Consider the following 18,580-nt stretch of genomic DNA (forward strand, 5'->3'; position numbering starts at 1 on the left):
CCGCGATGGGAGAGGGAGTTGTTTCCGTGCCGACCGTCGATCGTCGCGCCGTTTTGCGTGCGGCGCTGCTCTGGCTCGCTTTCCTCGCGCCGTTCTTCTACCTGACCTATGGCGTGGCGAACTGGCTGGCTTCCCAGCGTGCCGAGGTGCCGAACCTCGCCTTCGGCTGGGAACGGCATGTTCCCTTCCTCGCCTGGACCATCGTGCCCTACTGGTCGATCAACGCCTTTTACGCCTTCTCGCTCTTCGTCAACGAGACGCCCCAGGCGGTCGGGCGCCTCGGGCGGCGCTATCTGACGGCGCAGATCGTCGCCGTCACCTGCTTCATCGCTTTCCCGCTGCAGGCGATTTTTGTGCGGCCGGAGACACATGGGCTGCCCGGCTTCATGTTCGATGTGCTCGGCGGCTTCGACAAGCCGTTCAACCAGGCGCCCTCGCTGCACATCGCGCTACTCGTCATCATCTGGGACCATTGGCGACGCCGATTGCGCGGGGCAGCACTTGCCCTCTGGCACGCGTGGAGCCTGCTGATCGGCCTGTCGGTGCTCACGACCTGGCAGCACCACGTCATCGACATCCCGACAGGGGCTCTGCTTGGCCTTTTTGCCCTCTGGCTTTTTCCGGCAGACGGCCCGTCGCCGCTCGCCGGTTTTCGCCTGACAAGAGACGCCAAGGCAAGGCGGCTCGCGATCTATTACGCTGCCGGTGCGATGGGCCTCCTGCTGGCGAGCGTTCTGGTGACGCGGGATAACGGCGCGGGTCTTCTCCTTCTGTGGCCGGCTCTGGCGCTTGCGATTGTCGCACTCGGCTATGCCGGCGCCGGTCCGGGCGTCTTCCAGAAACAGGCGAATGGCCGCATCAGCCTTGCCAGCTACTGGTTGCTGTTGCCCTATCGCCTCGGTGCCCGACTGAACGTTTTCTGGTGGACACACAGGCTCGCGCCGGCCGTCGAGCTTGCGGACGGGGTTTTTCTCGGCCGTGGCCCGCGGCGTTCCGAGCTCTCGACCTATGTCGCCATCATCGACATGACGGCTGAAATGCCGGCTATTGCCGCCCCCGGCCTGGCCTGGCATGCCTTTCCCTCGATGGACCTGCTGCCCCTCGATGCGGGGCGCATACGCGAGGCGGCGCTTGTCGTCGCGGCGGCCAGTCAGCATGGTCCGGTCCTTATCTGCTGTGCCCTCGGCTTCCAACGCAGCGCCGCCGTCGCCACCTGCTGGCTGGTTCGCTCGGGGCTTGCGCCGAATGCCGCGATCGCCGGCGAACGGATCAAGGCGGCGGGGCGCCCCGTCCATTTGCGCTTCGAAACCCTTGCCGCCATCGACGAGGCGGCGCGATGAGCGGCTGGAAGACGGTTGCGGGCGATGCTGCCGGGTGGTTGCGCCGCAACGGCCTTGCCGGCGGCGCGGCGGCGCTGCTGGTCCTCGCCATCGCTCCGCCCACCGCCGGTGCCGAGGGGTTTACCGGGCCGCTTGCCTGGTGGCTGCTGCTTGCTTTCTGCCTTCTGCCGCTCGCCGTCTCCGTTCATCTTCTTTTCGATGCCGCGCTGTTCCGCCTCGCTTCGTCCCATGACGATGAGGCGACAGGGCTGGCCGCGATCGACGATGTGCTCGCCCGCATGGGGCTGCGCTCCGCAAGCCCGGTTCCGGCGCCGTTGACCGACCGGCTCGCCGGATGCCGCCGGCTTGTCCGGCTGCAACGCCTGTCGCTGGCAATCGGCGTCGCGCTCTACCTCGTCCTGTGGTTGGACATGGTGGCCGGAGGGGGCGTGTGATGAGGAACGGTGCATCCCTTCTGCAAACGGCGGCCGGCGCCGTGCTGGCAGGACTTTCCCGCGCGGTGACGGGCGTTCGGCCGATCTGGGCTGGCACCGGGCCGAACGGCCGGCAGCGGATCTACTTCGCCAATCATGCGAGCCATGGCGATTTCATCCTCGTCTCGACTTGCCTTACGCCTCCCGAGCGCGCCCGCACCGCCGCCGTCGCCGGTGCGGACTATTGGAATGCCGGCACTGCCCGGCGCTTCATCGCCCACCGGCTGCTGCGAACCGTGCTCGTCGAGCGAAACTGGGTGGAGCGCACCGCCGATCCGATGCAGGTGATGCTCTCGGCGCTCGATGCCGGCCAGTCGCTGATCTTCTTTCCCGAGGGCACGCGCAATATGACGGAGGAGCCTTTGCTGCGCTTTCGCTCCGGCCTCTACAACCTCGCTTGCGCCCGGCCGGATGTCGAGCTCGTGCCCTGCTGGATCGAGAACATGTCGCGCGTTTTGCCGAAGGGTGCCGTACTGCCGATCCCGCTGCTTTGCCGTGTCGTGTTCGGCGCGCCCGTCGCGCTGGAGGAGGGCGAGGACCGCAAGGTCTTTCTCGAACGCGCCCGCACGGCACTGCTCATGCTCGCGCCCAACAAGGATGGAACCCGCTGATGAGCGACGATACCACGCGACTTTTTCTGGGCCTCGTCGGCGTGCTCCTGACGGCAAGCCTCGTCGCGGGCGTATTGTCCCTCCGCAGCCCGCAGCCCCTGCCGGCGACGCTCGAAAACCTCAATGCACGCATCAAAGCCTGGTGGATCATGGTGGCGGGCATCAGCATCGCCTTCCTGTTTGGCACGGGCGGTGTGATTTTGCTTTTCGCCTTCGTCTCTTTCGCGGCGTTGCGCGAATATGTGACCCTCACCAGCACGCGCCATGCCGATCGCTGGACGCTGCTCGGCATGTTCCTGATCATCGTGCCCACGCAATACTACCTGATCTGGATCGACTGGTACGGGCTCTATTCGATCTTCATCCCGGTCTACTGCTTCCTCGCCATGCCGGCGCTGACCGCGATCCGTGGCGACACGTCCCGCTTTCTCGAGCGGGTCAGCGAGCAGCAGTGGGGCATCATGCTCTCCGTCTACTGCATCAGCCATGTGCCGGCGCTGGTGACGCTGCCCATTCCCGGTAACGAGGGGCGGGGTCTGCTGCTGATCGCCTTCCTGATCGCGACGGTGCAGGGCAGCGATGTGCTGCAATACATCTTCGGAAAACTCTTCGGGCGCCACAAGATCGCGCCCAATATCTCGCCGTCAAAGACGTGGGAGGGTCTGATCGGTGGCATCCTGAGTGCATCGGCGCTGGGTGCGGGCCTCTACTGGCTGACGCCTTTTTCACCCGTCGAGGCCGGTGTACTCGCGGGTCTTGCCTGCATCATGGGTTTCTTCGGCGGCCTTGTCGCCTCCGCGATCAAGCGCGACCGCGGTGTGAAGGACTGGGGCCATCTGATCGAGGGCCATGGCGGCATGCTCGACCGTGCCGACAGCCTCGTTTTCGCGGCTCCCGTTTTCTTCCACATCGTGCGGTATGCCTGGACGTGACGAAGGCTGTGGCCCGGAAGCGTTAACCATTGCCGCTATCCGGATGTTAGGAAGTTGTGCGCATCCTCGATTCTCGTCTGGCGTGCGGATCTGGATGGGTAACATACTCGGCGCGTGTAACCGCCGCCCGCCCCGGGAGTGAATCGGATGCGTATCCTCTCGTGCCTCGTCGTGGCACACAATCTCTGGCTCGTTCTGCTCGCGCTTCTCGTCGGCATCGCCGGCAGCTGGGTGACATTCCGCCTGTTCCGGCAGGCGCAGGCACGCCAGGGACGCCAGCGGGCCGGATGGGTTCTGCTCGCCTCGCAGGCAGCCGGATCCTCGATCTGGTGCATGCATTTCATTGCCGTCGTCGCCTATGACGCGGGGGCGGCCTTCACCTTCGATCCCGCCTGGACTATGGTCTCGCTCTTCGTCGCCGTCACGGGTTGCGCCTATGGGTTTTGGATCGCGCTCTCGAACCGATTCCGCGCCGCGCCGGAAATGGGCGGCGCCGTGGTCGGCCTCGCCATCTCCGCCATGCACTACAGCGGTATGCTGGCGTTCCGCATCGATGGCCTGATCGAGTGGCAGGCCGGCTACATCCTGCTTTCGGTTGCCTTTGCCGTCTTCTTCGGCGTGCTCACGCTACGCCAAGCAGTACGGCCCTTTGTCCGCGAATCCGGCTATCTCGTGGTCGGGCTCTTCGTGCTTGCGGTCGTCAGCCTGCATTTCACCGGTATGGCGGCTTTTGCGGTCACGCCCATCGCGGCGGGCGGCGAGTCGATCTCCGCCGCGCTTGCCGCCTTCGCGGTCGTGGGCGTCGGCATGCTGGTCGTGGGTTCCGGCGTCATCAGCTACCTGCTCGACGAACAGGCCTCGCAGGAAACCTTGCGGCGCCTCGAACACCTTGCCCTGCACGATGCGCTGACAGGCCTTGCCAATCGCCCGCGCGCGCTTGCCCATCTCGACGGCGCGTTTGCGCAGGCGGACAAGAGCGGCGAGAAAGTCGCGGTCATCGGGATCGACCTCGACCGCTTCAAGGAAATCAACGACGTCTATGGCCACAAGGCCGGCGACGATGTGCTGGTGACGATCAGCGGCCGGCTGGCGGACCTCCTGCGCGAGGGCGAGTTCGTGGCGCGGATCGGCGGCGACGAGTTCATGGCGGTGAAGCGCTTTTCGGATCACGCCTCCCTCGATAGTTTCCTCGTCCGGCTTGATGCGGCGCTCAGCATGCCGCTCAGCGTTGCCGGCAGCGCCCTGCCGAGCACGGCGAGTATCGGCGTTGCGATTTATCCGGACGACGGGGCGGATCGTGAGATGCTGATCTGCCACGCCGACATGGCGATGTACCAATCCAAACACGATCTCTCCCGCCGCATTTCCTTCTACGAGCAGGCGATGGAACGGGCGACGCTTGAGCGTTTCGCGCTTGCGCAGGATCTCGGCCGTGCACTGGACCTTGGCCAGTTCACCTTGCACTACCAGGTGCAGAAGAGCGTGGCTTCGGGCGATATCGTCGGCTACGAGGCGCTGCTGCGCTGGAACCATCCGCTTCAAGGCAGCATTTCACCGGCGGTGTTCATTCCAATCGCCGAGGAGACCGGTCATATTCTGGCGATCGGCGAATGGGTGCTGCGCACCGCCTGTGCGGAGGCCGCCACCTGGGACGCGCCGCACAAGGTCGCCGTCAATCTTTCGCCCGTCCAGGTCATCAACGCCGATATTCCGGGCCTGCTGCGCGCCGTCCTCGTGGAGACGGGGCTGTCGCCGAAGCGGCTCGATCTGGAGATCACCGAATCGACCTTCATTGCAGACAAGGCGAAGGCGTTGCGCGTGCTGCGTCAGGTCAAGGCGCTCGGCGTTTCCCTGTCGATCGATGATTTTGGCGTCGGTTATTCATCCTTCGATACGCTGCGCTCCTTTCCCTTCGACAAGATCAAGATTGACGGCTGCTTCACGCGCGATGCGGACCGCAGCTCCGAGGCGCGGGCGATTCTGCGCTCCGTGCTCGCGCTTGGCCGCAGTCTCGGCATTCCCGTCCTTGCCGAGGGGGTCGAAACGGCCGACCAACTGGCGCGACTGCGCGCTGAAGGCTGTGCGGAAGCGCAGGGCTACCATCTTGGAAAACCGATGCCGATGGAACGGGCCCGGCCCATCGCCATGCGTGCGGGTTAATACATTGCCGAGCGTTCGCCCCGCTTCGGCGACGGGCGAGCGGACCGAGGCTGTCGAGATAGGTCAAAGCCCCGCCGTTCTCGTAGGTTGTGAAGCCTTCCGCGCACACCTGCCGCACCAGGCTGAGGGCATTGGCGGTATTACGGTGCGCGAGACCCATTCGAGGATGGAAATGGCGGCGCTCGGCGGAAAGTTGCGCTCCCTCGCCATTTCCTGCATTGATGCCGCGCCTGCTATCGCCGATCGGCGCGGAACGCGCCGACTTCATTTTATCGGCCTTCGGCAAAACCATTCTCTGATCATAACAATGGGAGATTTTTCATGATCAAGCGTATCAAGCCGGGCAAGCGCTTCTGCGAAGCCGTCGTCGTCAACGGCATCGTCACCACCGCTGGCGTGACCGGCGACGGTGCCGACACGACGGCCCAGACCCGCGACATCCTTGCCCGGATCGACGGCCTGCTCGCCGAGGCCGGCACGTCCAAGGCCAAGCTGATCAGCGCCAATATCTGGCTGCGCGACATCGCGCATTTCAGCCAGATGAACGAAGTCTGGGATCAGTGGGTCGACAAGGACAACCTGCCGGTCCGCGCCACCGTGGAGGCACGTCTGGCTGCACCGGAACTGCTGGTCGAAATCCAGGTCACCGCGCTCGTCTGAGCTTTTTAAAGCGGATTTCGGGGCGAGGCTGCACGCGCGGCCTCACCCTTTCTCTTTAGAGTGTCTTCAGGACGTCGGCGAGCGCGTCGATCAGCATGTCGGCATTTTCGCGCGAGAAGACGAGCGGCGGGCGGATCTTCAGCACGTTGGCGCGCGGGCCGGATGCGCTGATGAGGATGCGGCGTTCGCGCAGGCCGTTGACGATACGGGTCGTCAGTGCCGCGTCAGGACTCTTAACGGCGGGATCGGCGACGATCTCGACGCCGATGAACAGGCCGGAGCCGCGCACGTCGCCGATGGCGTGGTAGCGCCCGGAAAGCGCCCTCAAGCCCTCCATCAGATAATTGCCGACCTCAAGCGCATTCTGCTGCAAGCCATCGATGCGGATCGTGTCGAGCACCGCCTTGCCGGCCGCCGCCGCGACCGGATTGCCGCCGAACGTGTTGAAATAGCGCGCACGCGGGCCGAATTCGGCGATCACTTCCGGGCGAAGCACGATGCCGGCCATCGGATAGCCGTTGCCCATCGGTTTGCCGATCGTCACCATGTCGGGCGCCACGCCATGCCGTTCGAAACCCCACATTGTCTCGCCGGTGCGGCCAAAACCGGGCTGCACCTCGTCGGCTATGAACAGGCCGCCGGCTTCGTGAATGGCATCCACCGCCGGCTTCAGGAAGCCTTTGGGGCCGGCGAAGATGCCGTCGCTGGAAAAGATCGTATCGGTGATCAGCATGGCCGGCTTGATGCCATGACGTTTGAGATCGGCGATGGCGGCGCGGACGTCACGGCCGAACTTTTCCATCATCTCTTTCGGAGAATGACGGTAGCTGTCGGGTGCTGCCACGGTGCGCACATGCGGGCCGAGCGTGACGGATTCACCGAGCGACGGCGAGAATTCGGCGACCGCGCTCGTCAGGCCGTGATAGGCGAGATCGGTGCAGATGATGCCGGTGCCGCCGGTGACGTAGCGGGCGATGCGCACGGCAAGGTCGTTCGCTTCGCTGCCGGTGCAGGTGAACATCGCCTGGCTGAGCGCCGCCGGAAAGGTCGCCGTCAGCGTTTCGGCATAGTCGACGATGCCCTCGTGCAGGTAGCGCGTATGGGTGTTGAGCACGGCGGTCTGGCTGGTGATCGCATCCACCACGCGGGGATGGCAATGGCCGAGCGAGGCGACGTTGTTGTAGGCGTCGAGATATTTTTCGCCGGCCGCGTCATAGAGGAAGACGCCTTCGCCGCGCACCAGATGCAGCGGCTTCTCGTAGAACAGGCGGTAGGCGGGGCCGAGCACTTTTTCCCGGCGGGCGATCAACGCCTGTTCGGCGTCGCTCAGCCGTTCGAAATCCTCGCGCGAAAATGCATTCACCATCGACATGATCAGGCCTCGGTCAGGTTGGGCGCGAGCCGTTTCAGCCCGGCGGGAGTGAGATCGGCAATATTCTGCAGGCCGCGCCAGGCGGTGGCGTGGTTGCGCATGATGTAAGCCCGGTTTTCCGGGAAGCGCGCCGAGCGCCATTCCGCGATGATGATCGACATGGCGAGACGGCAGCGCATGAGGAGGGGCAGCAGTTCGATTTCCGGGGACAGCAGCGGGCGCGCGGAAAGGAAGCCGTCGAGGAAGGCGCCGGTGCGGGCGGCCCAGTTGTCGGTTGCCATGTGATAGGAAATGCCGACGGCGAGGTCGTTGATCAGCGTGGCATGGACCATGTCACCGAAATCGATGATGCCGACGACCGTCGTCGGTTCCGCCGGATCGAGCAGGATGTTGTGCGGGTTGAAGTCGTTGTGGATGATCTGGCGACGCTCGAGTGCGGCGATGGCCGGCAGTGACCGATCGAATTCGGCAAGCACGGCTTCCACCTGCGTGCGCCGCTCCCCCGCGACATCGCCGACGACGGCTTGCAGGTCGAGCGTGTGGGAAATGTCCCACATCAGCTTCCCCTCGGGCGGACGGCCGTCATAGTCCTTGAGGCCAAGGCCGAGTTCGGCAAGCGAACGCCCGACATTGCGGCTCTGCGTCTCCGAGGCCTCCGTGCGGTATTGCAGCTCACCGTCGAGGAAGGTGAGCAGGCGCATGATGCGCGGGCCGTCCGATGTCGAGAGCGTGTGGCTCGGCTCGCCCGACAGCGTCGGCACCAGCCGCGGCACGGGCACGGCGGGCGCGACAGCTTCGAGATGCAGCAGGGCGCCGTCCTGGAATTCCAGCGCTGCTGGGTCTTCGGCGGGATTGGCAATCTTCAGGATGAAATCGGTGCCGTCGGCGCGCTTGAAGAGAAAGGTCTCGTCCCGCTCGCTGGAGAGCCGCTTTACTTCGCCGGCCAGTCCATAGACCTCGGCGACGGATGCCTCGGCGTCCTCGATTGCGGTTACGCTCCAGGTCGCCGACATCGAGTCCGGTTTTGGGGAGTCCTTTTTCTGGGCGGCGGGCGCTGGCTCCGTCATGCTTGCTCCGTTCTGGCGGTTTCCCGCGGGTTCGTCGAGGACGGTTTCCGGCGCTGTTGACAGCGCTTTCACAACCATTGCCACGGGCATTTCTTGCCCAGAGAATACATGCGGCAGCAGCCCATACTTGAAACACGTCAAAAAAGATGCATCAAGTATCTTGTTACTCGATTTTGCGGACCAGTTCCATGCCCGAATTCGCGACACTGGAATATGAGAACCTCAACAGCGTGGTCTATGCCGCGCTGTGCGATGCGCTTATGCAGGGCCGGTTCCAGCCGGGTGATCGGTTGAAGATCCGTGATCTCGCCGAGCAGTTCGGCACCAGCGTCACGCCGATCCGCGATGCGATCCTGCGGCTTGCCAATGACGAGGCCATCACCTTCCGCTCGCCGCGCGATATCCGCATCGCCGGTCTGAGCGAGGCGCGTTACCGCGAAATCCGCGCCATCCGCGTGCGCCTCGAAGGGTTGGCCGCCGAAACCGCCGCGCAGGTTGCGACGAGCGCCGACATTCTCGCGCTGGAGCAGATTTTGCGGGAAAACGAGCAGGCTATCGCCGACGGCGACCGTCTGAAGGGCACCCAGCTCAACCAAGCCTTCCACTTCATGCTGCCGCAGATCGCCGGCCTGCCGGTGCTGACCACCATCCTGCGCCGGCTGTGGTTGCAGATGGGGCCGCACATTTCCGATGCCTATCTGGCGGGCGGCCGGGCGATGATCGACCATCACTATCCCGTCGTCGAGGCGCTGAAGCGACATGACTCTCCGGCCGCCTCTATGGCCATCGTCGATGATATCCTGCTGGGTGGAAAACCTATCCTGGACCGCATCGCGCATGGCGAGGAACGGGAGGCGCGACGCGCCTGACGCCGCCTTTAACGAGGAGGCTTGCAATTCGCGGGCCGCCGATTACGATGTATCAAGCATCAATGGAGACGCCTCCGCATGACCGAAGAACGCCGCTACATGTTGCTGACGGGAGCGAGCCGCGGCATCGGCCATGCGACGGTCAAGCTTTTCCAGTCGAAGGGCTGGCGCATCTTCACCGTCTCGCGTCAGGCCTTCTCCGAGGAATGTGCCTGGCCCTCGGCCCGCGAAAGCCATATCCAGGCCGACCTTGCCGACCTTAGCCAGATCGACCGTCTTGCCGCGACGGTGCGTGAGCGTCTGCCGCACGGCAAGCTGCATGCCCTCGTCAACAATGCCGGCATCTCGCCGAAGGGACCGGGCAGAAGCCGCCTTGGCGTGCTGGAGACGGATGCGGACGTCTGGACGCAGGTCCTCAACGTCAACATCGTTTCGACGGCACTGATCGCCCGCGCGCTGATGCCGGAACTGGAGGCGGCCAAGGGCTCGATCGTCAACGTCACCTCGATTGCCGGCTCGCGCGTGCACCCATTTGCCGGTGTCGCCTATGCGGCTTCGAAGGCGGCGCTTGCGGCGCTGACGCGTGAAATGGCGCATGAATTCGGCAAGCGCGGCGTGCGGGCCAATGCCATCGCGCCGGGCGAAATCGAAACCTCGATCCTCTCGCCGGGGACCGATGAACTGGTGGCGGCGGAAGTGCCGATGGGACGGCTGGGCGAACCGCGCGAAGTCGCGGAGACCATCCATTTCCTCTGCACCGAGCAGTCTTCCTACATCAACGGCGCGGAAATCCACATCAATGGAGGGCAGCACGTCTGACAAGGGTCAAAAGGGGAAAATCCCCGTTGACCGGCAATGACTGGAATGCATCAATCGGCCGAACGCCCAGGGGAAAGGGCGCGACGACCGGAGAGGCCGCAGCCGACGCCGCAAAGGCGGGGTGAGCGGTCCGCATGAGATCGTCATCGGAGCGAAGGCTCCATCACAATGAAGAAAAGGGGAGTACCATGAAGTCAATTCTGAAATCGGGTGTTCTGGCGGCAGCCGCCATCGTTCTGTCGGCCAGCATCGTTGCGCCCGCGTTCGCACGCGACCTGACCGTCGTGTCCTGGGGCGGCAACTATCAGGACGCCCAGCGCAACATCTACTTCAAGCCGTTTTCCGAAAAGCTCGGCAAGCCGGTGCTGGACGAAGCCTGGGATGGCGGCATCGGCGTGATCCAGTCGAAGGTCAAGGCCGGCGCGCCGAATTGGGATGCCGTGCAGGTGGAAGCCGAAGAGCTGGCGCTCGGCTGTGCCGACGGCCTCTATGAAAAGATCGACTGGGACAAGATGGGCGGCAAGGACAAGTTCCTCGACAGCGCCGTCAATGACTGCGGCGTCGGCGCCATCGTTTGGTCCACCGCGATCGCCTATGACGGCGACAAGCTGAAGGAAGGCCCGACCTCCTGGGCGGACTTCTGGAATGTCGAAAAATTCCCCGGCAAGCGCTCGCTGCGCAAGGGCCCGAAATACACGCTGGAATTCGCGCTGCTTGCCGATGGTGTCTCCAAGGACGAGATCTACGACGTGCTCGGCACGGAAGAGGGCATCGCGCGCGCCTTCAAGAAGCTCGACGAGTTGAAGCCGAACATCGTCTGGTGGGAATCCGGTGCGCAGCCCTTGCAGTTCCTCGCGTCAGGGGAAGTTGCCATGGCCTCGGCGTATAATGGCCGCATCACCGGCATCAACCGTTCCGAGGGCAAGAACTTCAAGGTCGTCTTCCCCGGCAGCATCTATGCCGTCGACAGCTGGGTCGTTCTCAAGGACGCCGAAAACAAGGACGCGGCACAGGACTTCATCGCCTTTGCGAGCCTGCCGGAAAATCAGGCCAAGCTGCCGGAATTCGTCGCCTATGGTCTGCCGAACAAGGAAGCCGCTGCCAAGGTGCCGGCGGAATTCGCCAAGGACCTGCCGACCGATCCCGCCAACATGACGGACTCGATCTCGCTCAACGTCGATTTCTGGATCGACAATGCGGAGACGCTGACGGCCCGCTTCAACGCCTGGCTCGCCCAGTAAGGACATCCGTGGTGAAGGGCGCTCTGAGGAGCGTCCTTCCTGCTGGCCGGATGCTTTTGCATCCTCCGCCTCTAGCGATGGAGTCTCTCGTGGCCGAATTCATTCGATTTGACCGCATCAGTAAATTCTACGGCCCACTCTGCGTGGTCGAAAACCTCGATCTGAGCATCGGGAAGGGTGAGTTCGTCAGCCTGCTCGGTCCGTCCGGCTCCGGCAAGACGACGCTTCTGATGATGCTTGCCGGTTTCGAGCAGCCGACCTCGGGCAATATCCTGCTCGACGGAACCGCCATCAACGCCGTGCCGACGCACAAGCGCGATATGGGCGTGGTTTTCCAGAATTATGCGCTCTTCCCGCACATGTCCGTCGGCGACAATATCGCCTTTCCCCTGCAGATGCGCGGCATCGGCAAGGCGGAGGTTGGCGAGCGGGTCAAGCGTGCGCTTGGCATGGTGCAGCTCTCCGCCCTTGTCGACCGGCGCCCCTCGCAACTCTCCGGCGGCCAGCAGCAACGCGTGGCGCTCGCGCGTGCGCTCGTCTTCGAGCCGCGCGTCGTGCTGATGGACGAGCCGCTCGGCGCGCTCGACAAGAACCTGCGCGAACAGATGCAACTCGACATCCGCGACCTGCATCGCCGTCTCGGCCTGACCATCGTCTTCGTGACGCACGATCAGTCCGAAGCGCTCACCATGTCGGACCGGGTCGCCGTGTTCAACAAGGGCAAGATCGAGCAGATAGGCACGCCGCGGCAAGTCTACGACGAGCCGGCGACGCGTTTCGTCGCCGAGTTCATCGGCGAGACCAATCTTGTCGAGGGCGTCGTGGAAGCCGTGCAAGGACAGGAGGCCACCGTGCGCCTTCCCTCGGGTGCGCAAATCGTCTCCGCCGTGTCAGGCACCGTCGCCTCCGGCCAGCCGGTCTTCCTGTCCATCCGCCCGGAACGCGTCGATCTCAGCGAGACGCGCGGCGAGGCGCGCAATGTGCTGGAAACCGAAGTCACCGACAGCGTCTATCAGGGCGATCATCTTCGTGTGCAGCTGCAGAATGCTACCCATCCGCTGATCGCCAAGCTCGGCCGCCGGTCGCGCGAATATCCGCCGGGCACCAAGGTCTTCGCGGCCTTTTCGGCCGGCGATTGCCGGGTCATCGCGCCATGAGTGCAGCGTCCTCCCGAACGGGGCGGTCGCTCCTGCTGCTGGCGCCCTTGCTTCTCTTCCTCATCGGCTTCTTCGTCTGGCCGCTGTTCAGCATGATGTCGCAGGCCGTGTCGGATCCGGCCGTGCTCAAGCTTCTGCCGCGCAGCGCCGAGGTTCTCGCCGATTGGGACCGCAAGTCGCCGCCGTCGGCCGCCATGCAAACGGCGCTGATGGAGGATCTGAAAGCCGTCGATGACGACCAGGCGCTCGGCGACATGGTGCGCCGTCTCAACAGCGCCCGCTCCGGCTTCCGCACGCTGATGGGCAAGACGACGGGCGCGCTCGACGACACGACAAACCCGCCCGCCGACCTCGTTTCCATCGACAAGCGCTGGGAAAAACCGGAATTCTGGCTGGCGATCGCCGATGCACTCTCGCCCTATACCGACCGCAACCTGCTCGCCGCCGTGGATTTCGGCCGCAATGCCGCCGGCGAGATCGAACATCTGCCGCCTGATCAGTCGGTCAACAGCGTGATCCTCGCGCGCACCTTCTGGATTGCCGGGCTCGTCACGTTCTTCTGCGCCCTGATCGGCTTCCCCTATGCCATCATCGCCGCGTCGCTCGATGGCTGGAAGCGCGACCTGATGCTCGGCGCAGTGCTCCTGCCGCTCTGGACTTCGCTTCTGGTGCGCACCGCCGCCTGGTTCATCCTGTTGCAGGAAAAGGGCCTGATCAACGATCTCCTGCTGACGCTCGGCATCATTAACTCGCCGCTGGCGCTGATCTTCAATCGTACCGGCGTCATCATCGCCATGACCCATGTGCTTCTGCCTTTCATGGTGCTGCCGATCTATTCCGTGCTGATCACCATTCCGAAGAACCTGATGCCGGCCGCAGCCTCGCTCGGTGCGCCGCCGCTCCGCGCCTTCCTGCGCGTGCTCCTGCCGCTCAGCCTGCGCGGCGTCGCCTCCGGTGGTCTGCTCGTCTTCATCTCGGCGATCGGCTACTATATCACGCCGGCGCTGATCGGCGGTCCGGGCGACCAGATGATCTCGTCCATCATCGCCTTCTATGCCACGGGATCGGCGAACTGGGGCATGGCCGGTGCGCTCGGCATGGTGCTGCTCGTCGCGACGCTCGTGCTCTACAGCGTCTATGCGCGGCTCTCCAGCGAAGAACCGGGGAGGCGCTGACCATGCCGATGAAAATCGCCAAGGCCACCTTCGCCACGCTGACGGTCCTGTTTCTCGTGGCACCCCTCATCGCCATCCTGCCGCTCGCCTTCACCTCGAGCGTCATCCTTACCTATCCGATCCCGTCCTGGTCGCTGCGCTGGTTCGAGGAACTGTTCTTCGCCGACGCCTGGCGCCGCGCCATCGTCAACAGCCTGATCATCGGCACGGGCACGACCCTTCTTGCCACCGTTCTGGGGACTGCGGCATCGCTTGGCCTGCGCAACCGGCTGATCCTCTTTCGCGGCACGATGCGAACGCTCTTCCTGCTGCCCATGGTGGTTCCGGCCGTCGTGCTCGGCGTGGGCATGCAGGTTCTCTTGGCGGGGTTCGGTCTGACGAACAGCTATCTGGGCGTGATTATCGCCCATACGGTCGTCGCCGTGCCCTTCGTGGTGGTCAGCGTCACCGGGGCGCTGGCCGGCATTGACGAGCGGGTGGAATTGGCTGCGCAGAGTCTCGGTGCGGCACCGGCCACGGTGTTCCGCCGCATCACCCTGCCGCTTGCCATGCCCGGCGTGCTCTCGGGGGCAGTGCTCGCCTTCGCGACCTCGCTCGACGAGGTGGTGTTGACGCTCTTCGTCGCCGGCCCCAACCAGCGTACGCTGGCGCGGCAGATGTTCTCCTCGATCCGCGAGAACATCAGCCCGGCCATCGCCGCCGCCGCCTTCCTCTTCATCGTCGCGACTGTGCTCATCGGCCTCGTCGTCGTGCTGTCGCGCTCGATGCTGGCGAAGCGGCGCTAGGCGGCGCGCTTCAGCGCCTCCGCCAGTACCTGATAGACGCGCGGATCGGCCATGTGGGCGACGTTGAAGCGCATGAAGCCGGCGGCGGTCTGCGAGATGCTGAACACATTGCCGGGGGCGAGCACCAGGCCTTCGGCGACTGCGGCCCGCGCGACTTCGCCGGAATCGAGTCCTTCCGGCAGTCGGCACCAGAGATTGAAACCGCCGCGCGGCATGAGCCATGGCGCGATGCCCAGCCTCGCGAGGCGGTCCGCCGTCTCGCGGCGGGCACGCACCAGACGGCGGCGTAACTCTTCCATATGTTTGCGATAGCCGCCGCCCGCGAGCATATGGGCGATGATCTCGCTGGAAATGGGGCTTGGTCCGCCGAAATTGGTGGCGATCTGCAGGTCCACCAGCCCCTCGATCCAGTCCGGACGTGCCGCGATGTAGCCGCAGCGGGCAGCGGCCGAAAGTGTCTTGGAAAAGCTGCCGATGCGGATGACGCGCTGCAGGCCGTCGAGCGCTGCAAGCCGGGTCGTGGGATCCGGCTCGAAATCGGCGAGGATGTCGTCTTCGATGATAACGGTCTCGCTGGCCGCTGCTGCATTCAGCAGCCGGTGCGCCACCTGTGGCGAGAGTGTCGCGCCGGTCGGGTTGTGAAGTGCAGAATTGGTGATGTAGAGCCGTGGCCGTTCCGCCGAAAGCAGAGCCTCGAAGGCGAGGATATCGGGGCCGGCAGGCGTATAGGCGACGCCGGTCACGTTCACCTGATGGGCTTTCAGCAGGGCCTGGAAATTGAAATAGCAGGGATCGTCCACCAGAACGGTATCGCCGGGCCTGAGCAGGAAGCGGCAGATGAGGTCAAGCGCCTGCGTGCTCGTGTTGCTCAGCATCAGATGTTCCGGCCCGGCTGCGACGCCTTCTTCTGCCAGGCGGCCAAGCAGCAGCTTGCGCAACGCGTTGGAGCCGCGCGTATTGCCGTAGTAGGCGAGCATGGCGTCGTCTGCGCGCGCCAGGCTGCGGATTGCCCGGCGCAGCGCCTCGTTCGGCATCCATTCCGCCGGCAGCCAGCCGCAGCCGGGTTTCAGCACGCCGTCCTCCGCATCGAGCGATTGCCGCGACACCCAGAAGGGGTCGACCGCGCGCGCTTTAGGCGTTTCGGCCTCCGCGAGCTTCAGCGGCAATGGTGCGGTATCGGACACGTAGAAGCCGGAGCCGCGCCGCGCTCTGATCAGCCCCTCTGCGGCCAGCCGGTCATAGGCTTCGACGACCGTCGACGGCGAGACGCCGATCGATGCGGCAAGACCGCGGATGGAGGGCAGGCGGTCACCCGGTGCCAGAGTGCGCCCGGCAACGCGGTTGCGGATGGTGGTCATCACGCTTTCGATGCGGTTTCCGGCGATCTTCTCACTCAAGTGTATGCTTTCCGTTACCAGTACAGTTATTAAAAATTGTATGGTTTTGTTTCTGTCCTGACCAGCCCCGCAAACGTAGATTCACGGCGAATGCGAGGTGAATATGAAAACATCCATGGACGGCTGGGGCAGCGGGCTTGCCGGTGTCATCATCTTCAGCGGGTCTCTGCCGGCGACCCGTGTTGCGGTGGCGGATTTCTCGCCGCTCTTCCTGACCTCGGCGCGTGCGGTCATCGCGGCCCTTCTGGGCGCGGCGCTTCTGGCTGTGCTGCGCCAGAACAAACCCGCACGTGACGATCTCCTTTCGCTGGCCATCGTCGCGCTCGGCGTCGTCGTCGGCTTTCCGTTGCTGACGGCGCTGGCGCTGCAATACATCACATCCGCCCATTCGATCGTCTTCGTCGGCCTCCTGCCGCTGGCAACCGCCATTTTCGCGGTCCTCCGGGGCGGGGAACGGCCAAAGCCGCTGTTCTGGCTGTTTTCCGTCTTCGGCAGCGCGATGGTGGTGGGCTTCGCGCTGAATTCCGGCGCGGAGGTCTCGCTCATCGGCGATCTTCTGATGGTGGCGGCGATTGTTGCCTGCGGGCTCGGTTATGCGGAGGGCGCGAAGCTTTCCCGCACACTCGGCGGCTGGCAGGTCATTTCCTGGGCGCTCATCCTCGCCTTGCCGCTGATGGCTGTCATTGCCCTTCTGACGCTGCCGGAAAGCTGGGCGGGGATTGGCGGTGGAGCCTGGGCGGGCCTGGCCTATGTGTCGGTTTTCAGCATGCTCGTCGGCTTCGTCTTCTGGTATCGCGGGCTGGCGATCGGCGGTATCGCCGCTGTCGGACAGTTGCAACTGCTCCAGCCTTTCTTCGGCCTTTTGCTTGCCGCCGCCCTGTTGCACGAACAGGTCAGTCCGTTGATGCTGCTGACGACGCTTGCCATCGTCGCCTGCGTTGCCGGTGCGCGGAAATTCGCGCGATAGGCTTAATCCGCACACAAACGCCGTCCAGGGAATGGAGCCATGCGGCGAAATCTGCTATGGATATCGTCGGCGGTTCTGGTTGGCGACGATCCTGTCCCTGCAGACGGCCCGGGAGATGCTGATGACGGTGGATGTGCGGACATCGCGGGACACGGGCAACCACGCGGCGCCCAAGGCATTGCGTGTCGGTTTCATCCTGTCGAAAAGTTTTACGCTCTCCGCCTTTGCGCTGTTCGTCGATACGCTGCGCCTTGCCAGCGACAGCGAGGATCGCTCGCGCCGTGTCAACTGCGATTGGGACGTCCTGAGCAGCACGCGCAATTTTATCTCTTCGTCGAGCGGCATTCAGGTCGCACCCACAGCGCCCTTCGCCGATCCCTCAGCTTTCGATTACATCGCCGTGGTCGGTGGTCTGCTCAAGGTCGATGAGCCGATCGACAGCTATGCGAGCGCCTATCTGCGCAAGGCGGCCAATGCCGGCGTCGGGCTGATCGGCCTCTGTACCGGCAGCTTCATTCTCGCAGAGGCCGGCTTGCTCAAGGGGCATACCGCTTGCGTGAGCTGGCTGCACCACCGTGAATTCCGCGCCCGCTACCCCGATATCGAGGCGACCTCCGAGCAGATCTTCCGCTTCGACGGCAAGGTCGCCACCTGTGCCGGCGGCAGCAGCGTCGCGGATCTGGCCGCAACGCTTGTGCGCCATCATGTCGGTGAGGCAGCGGAGCGCAATGCGCTGGAAATCCTGCAGATCCGCCACCGTCGCGATGCGACGGATCTCCAGCCGCGCAATCCGCTCGGCCTCGAAGCGCGCGACCGTCGCGTGCATCTCGCCATCATGATGATGGAGCAGCATACCGAGGATCTTCTGTCCATCGACAGCATCGCCACGATGACCGGTGTCTCTCGGCGCCAGCTGGAGCGCCTGTTCGAAAGCGACATGGGGGCCTCGCCGAGTGCGATCTACATGAAGATCCGCATGGCCGCCGCGCTCAACATGGTGATCCGCACCAACAAGCCGCTGATCGAGATCGCGCTCGAAACCGGCTTCGAGAGCCTGTCTCACTTCACGCGCCGTTTTCGCGCGGCTTTCGGCGACACGCCCTCGCAGATACGCCGCGACGGTCGCCGCCAGGCAAGCTGAAATCGCCGCTTCCCGGGAACCAAGACGCCCGCCATCCGTTCGGCCTCTATTCTGACAAGGAGACCGCAATGGCAAGCACTGACGTTCAATCCCAGATTTCCGCTCTTCGCGCCGAGATCGCCACGCTCCAGAAGGATCTCAGCGACCGCGGCAGCGAGGCCTACGAGACGATCCGCGATCGCGCCGGCAATGCCGTGGATGCGGCCCGCCCGGCCGTGCGCTCGGCCACCAAATATGTGCGGTCCGAGGGTGCTGCCGTCGCGCAGGCCGCTCGCGAGCATCCGGCCGGCCTTTCGACCGTCGTCCTGACGGCCGGTCTCGCCGGTGTCGTGCTGGGTTATCTGCTCGGCTCCCTCGAAAGCGAGCCCCCGCGCCGCCAACGCTGGTTCTGAACACGGAAAAGCCCGGCATTGC

The 18,580-nt window shown here is 64.4% G+C and carries 18 protein-coding genes; 15 read left to right on the forward strand and 3 right to left on the reverse strand.

The features are described from left to right. Positions 1 to 5 precede the first annotated feature (5 nt). From MUU55_RS17145 to MUU55_RS17170, 6 genes are all read left to right on the forward strand, one after another. On the forward strand, positions 6 to 1,340 hold the full coding sequence (locus MUU55_RS17145) for a phosphatase PAP2/dual specificity phosphatase family protein (RefSeq protein ID WP_244761962.1): 1,335 nt from the start codon (positions 6 to 8) through the stop codon (positions 1,338 to 1,340). Further along, on the forward strand, positions 1,337 to 1,774 hold the full coding sequence (locus MUU55_RS17150; protein WP_244761963.1) for a hypothetical protein: 438 nt from the start codon (positions 1,337 to 1,339) through the stop codon (positions 1,772 to 1,774). The genes MUU55_RS17145 and MUU55_RS17150 overlap by 4 nt, the downstream gene beginning before the upstream one ends. After that, positions 1,774 to 2,424, forward strand: a complete 651-nt coding sequence (locus tag MUU55_RS17155) for a lysophospholipid acyltransferase family protein (protein WP_244761964.1) — start codon at positions 1,774 to 1,776, stop codon at positions 2,422 to 2,424. Before MUU55_RS17150 ends, MUU55_RS17155 begins: the two co-directional genes overlap by 1 nt. Next, a complete protein-coding gene (locus MUU55_RS17160; RefSeq protein WP_244761965.1) occupies positions 2,424 to 3,356 on the forward strand; it encodes a phosphatidate cytidylyltransferase in 933 nt (310 codons plus the stop codon). Before MUU55_RS17155 ends, MUU55_RS17160 begins: the two co-directional genes overlap by 1 nt. 147 nt (positions 3,357 to 3,503) lie before the next feature. Then, entirely contained in the window at positions 3,504 to 5,516 is a 2,013-nt protein-coding gene (locus tag MUU55_RS17165) for a putative bifunctional diguanylate cyclase/phosphodiesterase (protein ID WP_244761966.1), read from the forward strand. Positions 5,517 to 5,837: 321 nt separating this feature from the next. Further along, on the forward strand, positions 5,838 to 6,176 hold the full coding sequence (locus tag MUU55_RS17170; RefSeq protein WP_244761967.1) for a RidA family protein: 339 nt from the start codon (positions 5,838 to 5,840) through the stop codon (positions 6,174 to 6,176). Between the two features lie 55 nt (positions 6,177 to 6,231). On the opposite strand, the gene MUU55_RS17175 is transcribed toward MUU55_RS17170, so the two are convergent. Beyond that, positions 6,232 to 7,548 carry an aspartate aminotransferase family protein gene (locus MUU55_RS17175; protein ID WP_244761968.1) on the reverse strand — a complete coding sequence of 439 codons (1,317 nt, stop codon included), beginning with the start codon at positions 7,546 to 7,548 and terminating at the stop codon, positions 6,232 to 6,234. Between the two features lie 2 nt (positions 7,549 to 7,550). Beyond that, entirely contained in the window at positions 7,551 to 8,615 is a 1,065-nt protein-coding gene (locus MUU55_RS17180) for a phosphotransferase (protein WP_244761969.1), read from the reverse strand. Between the two features lie 188 nt (positions 8,616 to 8,803). On the opposite strand from MUU55_RS17180, the gene MUU55_RS17185 reads away from it, so the two are divergent. The 6 genes from MUU55_RS17185 to MUU55_RS17210 all read left to right on the forward strand — a co-directional run bounded on the left by MUU55_RS17185 (position 8,804) and on the right by MUU55_RS17210 (position 14,661). Beyond that, positions 8,804 to 9,484 (forward strand): GntR family transcriptional regulator, encoded by a 681-nt coding sequence (locus MUU55_RS17185; protein ID WP_244761970.1) that lies wholly within the window; start codon positions 8,804 to 8,806, stop codon positions 9,482 to 9,484. 78 nt (positions 9,485 to 9,562) lie between these two features. Continuing rightward, positions 9,563 to 10,303, forward strand: coding sequence for an SDR family NAD(P)-dependent oxidoreductase (locus MUU55_RS17190; RefSeq protein ID WP_244761971.1), 741 nt, complete (start codon positions 9,563 to 9,565; stop codon positions 10,301 to 10,303). 188 nt (positions 10,304 to 10,491) lie between these two features. Further along, positions 10,492 to 11,544, forward strand: coding sequence for an ABC transporter substrate-binding protein (locus MUU55_RS17195; protein WP_244761972.1), 1,053 nt, complete (start codon positions 10,492 to 10,494; stop codon positions 11,542 to 11,544). Positions 11,545 to 11,594: 50 nt separating this feature from the next. Beyond that, complete coding sequence (locus MUU55_RS17200) at positions 11,595 to 12,701, forward strand: ABC transporter ATP-binding protein (protein WP_244761973.1); 1,107 nt, start codon at positions 11,595 to 11,597, stop codon at positions 12,699 to 12,701. Beyond that, positions 12,698 to 13,876 (forward strand): ABC transporter permease, encoded by a 1,179-nt coding sequence (locus MUU55_RS17205; protein WP_244761974.1) that lies wholly within the window; start codon positions 12,698 to 12,700, stop codon positions 13,874 to 13,876. Before MUU55_RS17200 ends, MUU55_RS17205 begins: the two co-directional genes overlap by 4 nt. 2 nt (positions 13,877 to 13,878) lie before the next feature. Further along, positions 13,879 to 14,661 carry an ABC transporter permease gene (locus MUU55_RS17210; RefSeq protein WP_244761975.1) on the forward strand — a complete coding sequence of 261 codons (783 nt, stop codon included), beginning with the start codon at positions 13,879 to 13,881 and terminating at the stop codon, positions 14,659 to 14,661. Here MUU55_RS17210 and MUU55_RS17215 read toward each other — a convergent pair. Further along, positions 14,658 to 16,019, reverse strand: a complete 1,362-nt coding sequence (locus MUU55_RS17215) for an aminotransferase-like domain-containing protein (RefSeq protein ID WP_244762169.1) — start codon at positions 16,017 to 16,019, stop codon at positions 14,658 to 14,660. The two genes, MUU55_RS17210 and MUU55_RS17215, sit on opposite strands and share 4 nt — an antisense overlap. A 142-nt stretch (positions 16,020 to 16,161) precedes the next feature. On the opposite strand from MUU55_RS17215, the gene MUU55_RS17220 reads away from it, so the two are divergent. The 3 genes from MUU55_RS17220 to MUU55_RS17230 all read left to right on the forward strand — a co-directional run bounded on the left by MUU55_RS17220 (position 16,162) and on the right by MUU55_RS17230 (position 18,558). Next, entirely contained in the window at positions 16,162 to 17,025 is an 864-nt protein-coding gene (locus MUU55_RS17220; protein WP_244761976.1) for a DMT family transporter, read from the forward strand. A 121-nt stretch (positions 17,026 to 17,146) separates the two neighbouring features. Next, positions 17,147 to 18,166 carry a GlxA family transcriptional regulator gene (locus tag MUU55_RS17225; protein ID WP_244761977.1) on the forward strand — a complete coding sequence of 340 codons (1,020 nt, stop codon included), beginning with the start codon at positions 17,147 to 17,149 and terminating at the stop codon, positions 18,164 to 18,166. A gap of 68 nt (positions 18,167 to 18,234) precedes the next feature. Beyond that, the gene (locus tag MUU55_RS17230) at positions 18,235 to 18,558 is read left to right on the forward strand and encodes a hypothetical protein (RefSeq protein ID WP_244761978.1); all 324 of its coding nucleotides are present in this window, start codon (positions 18,235 to 18,237) and stop codon (positions 18,556 to 18,558) included. Positions 18,559 to 18,580 lie beyond the last annotated feature (22 nt).

Source organism: Shinella curvata, assembly GCF_022899935.1.
Taxonomy (GTDB): Bacteria; Pseudomonadota; Alphaproteobacteria; order Rhizobiales; family Rhizobiaceae; genus Shinella; species Shinella curvata.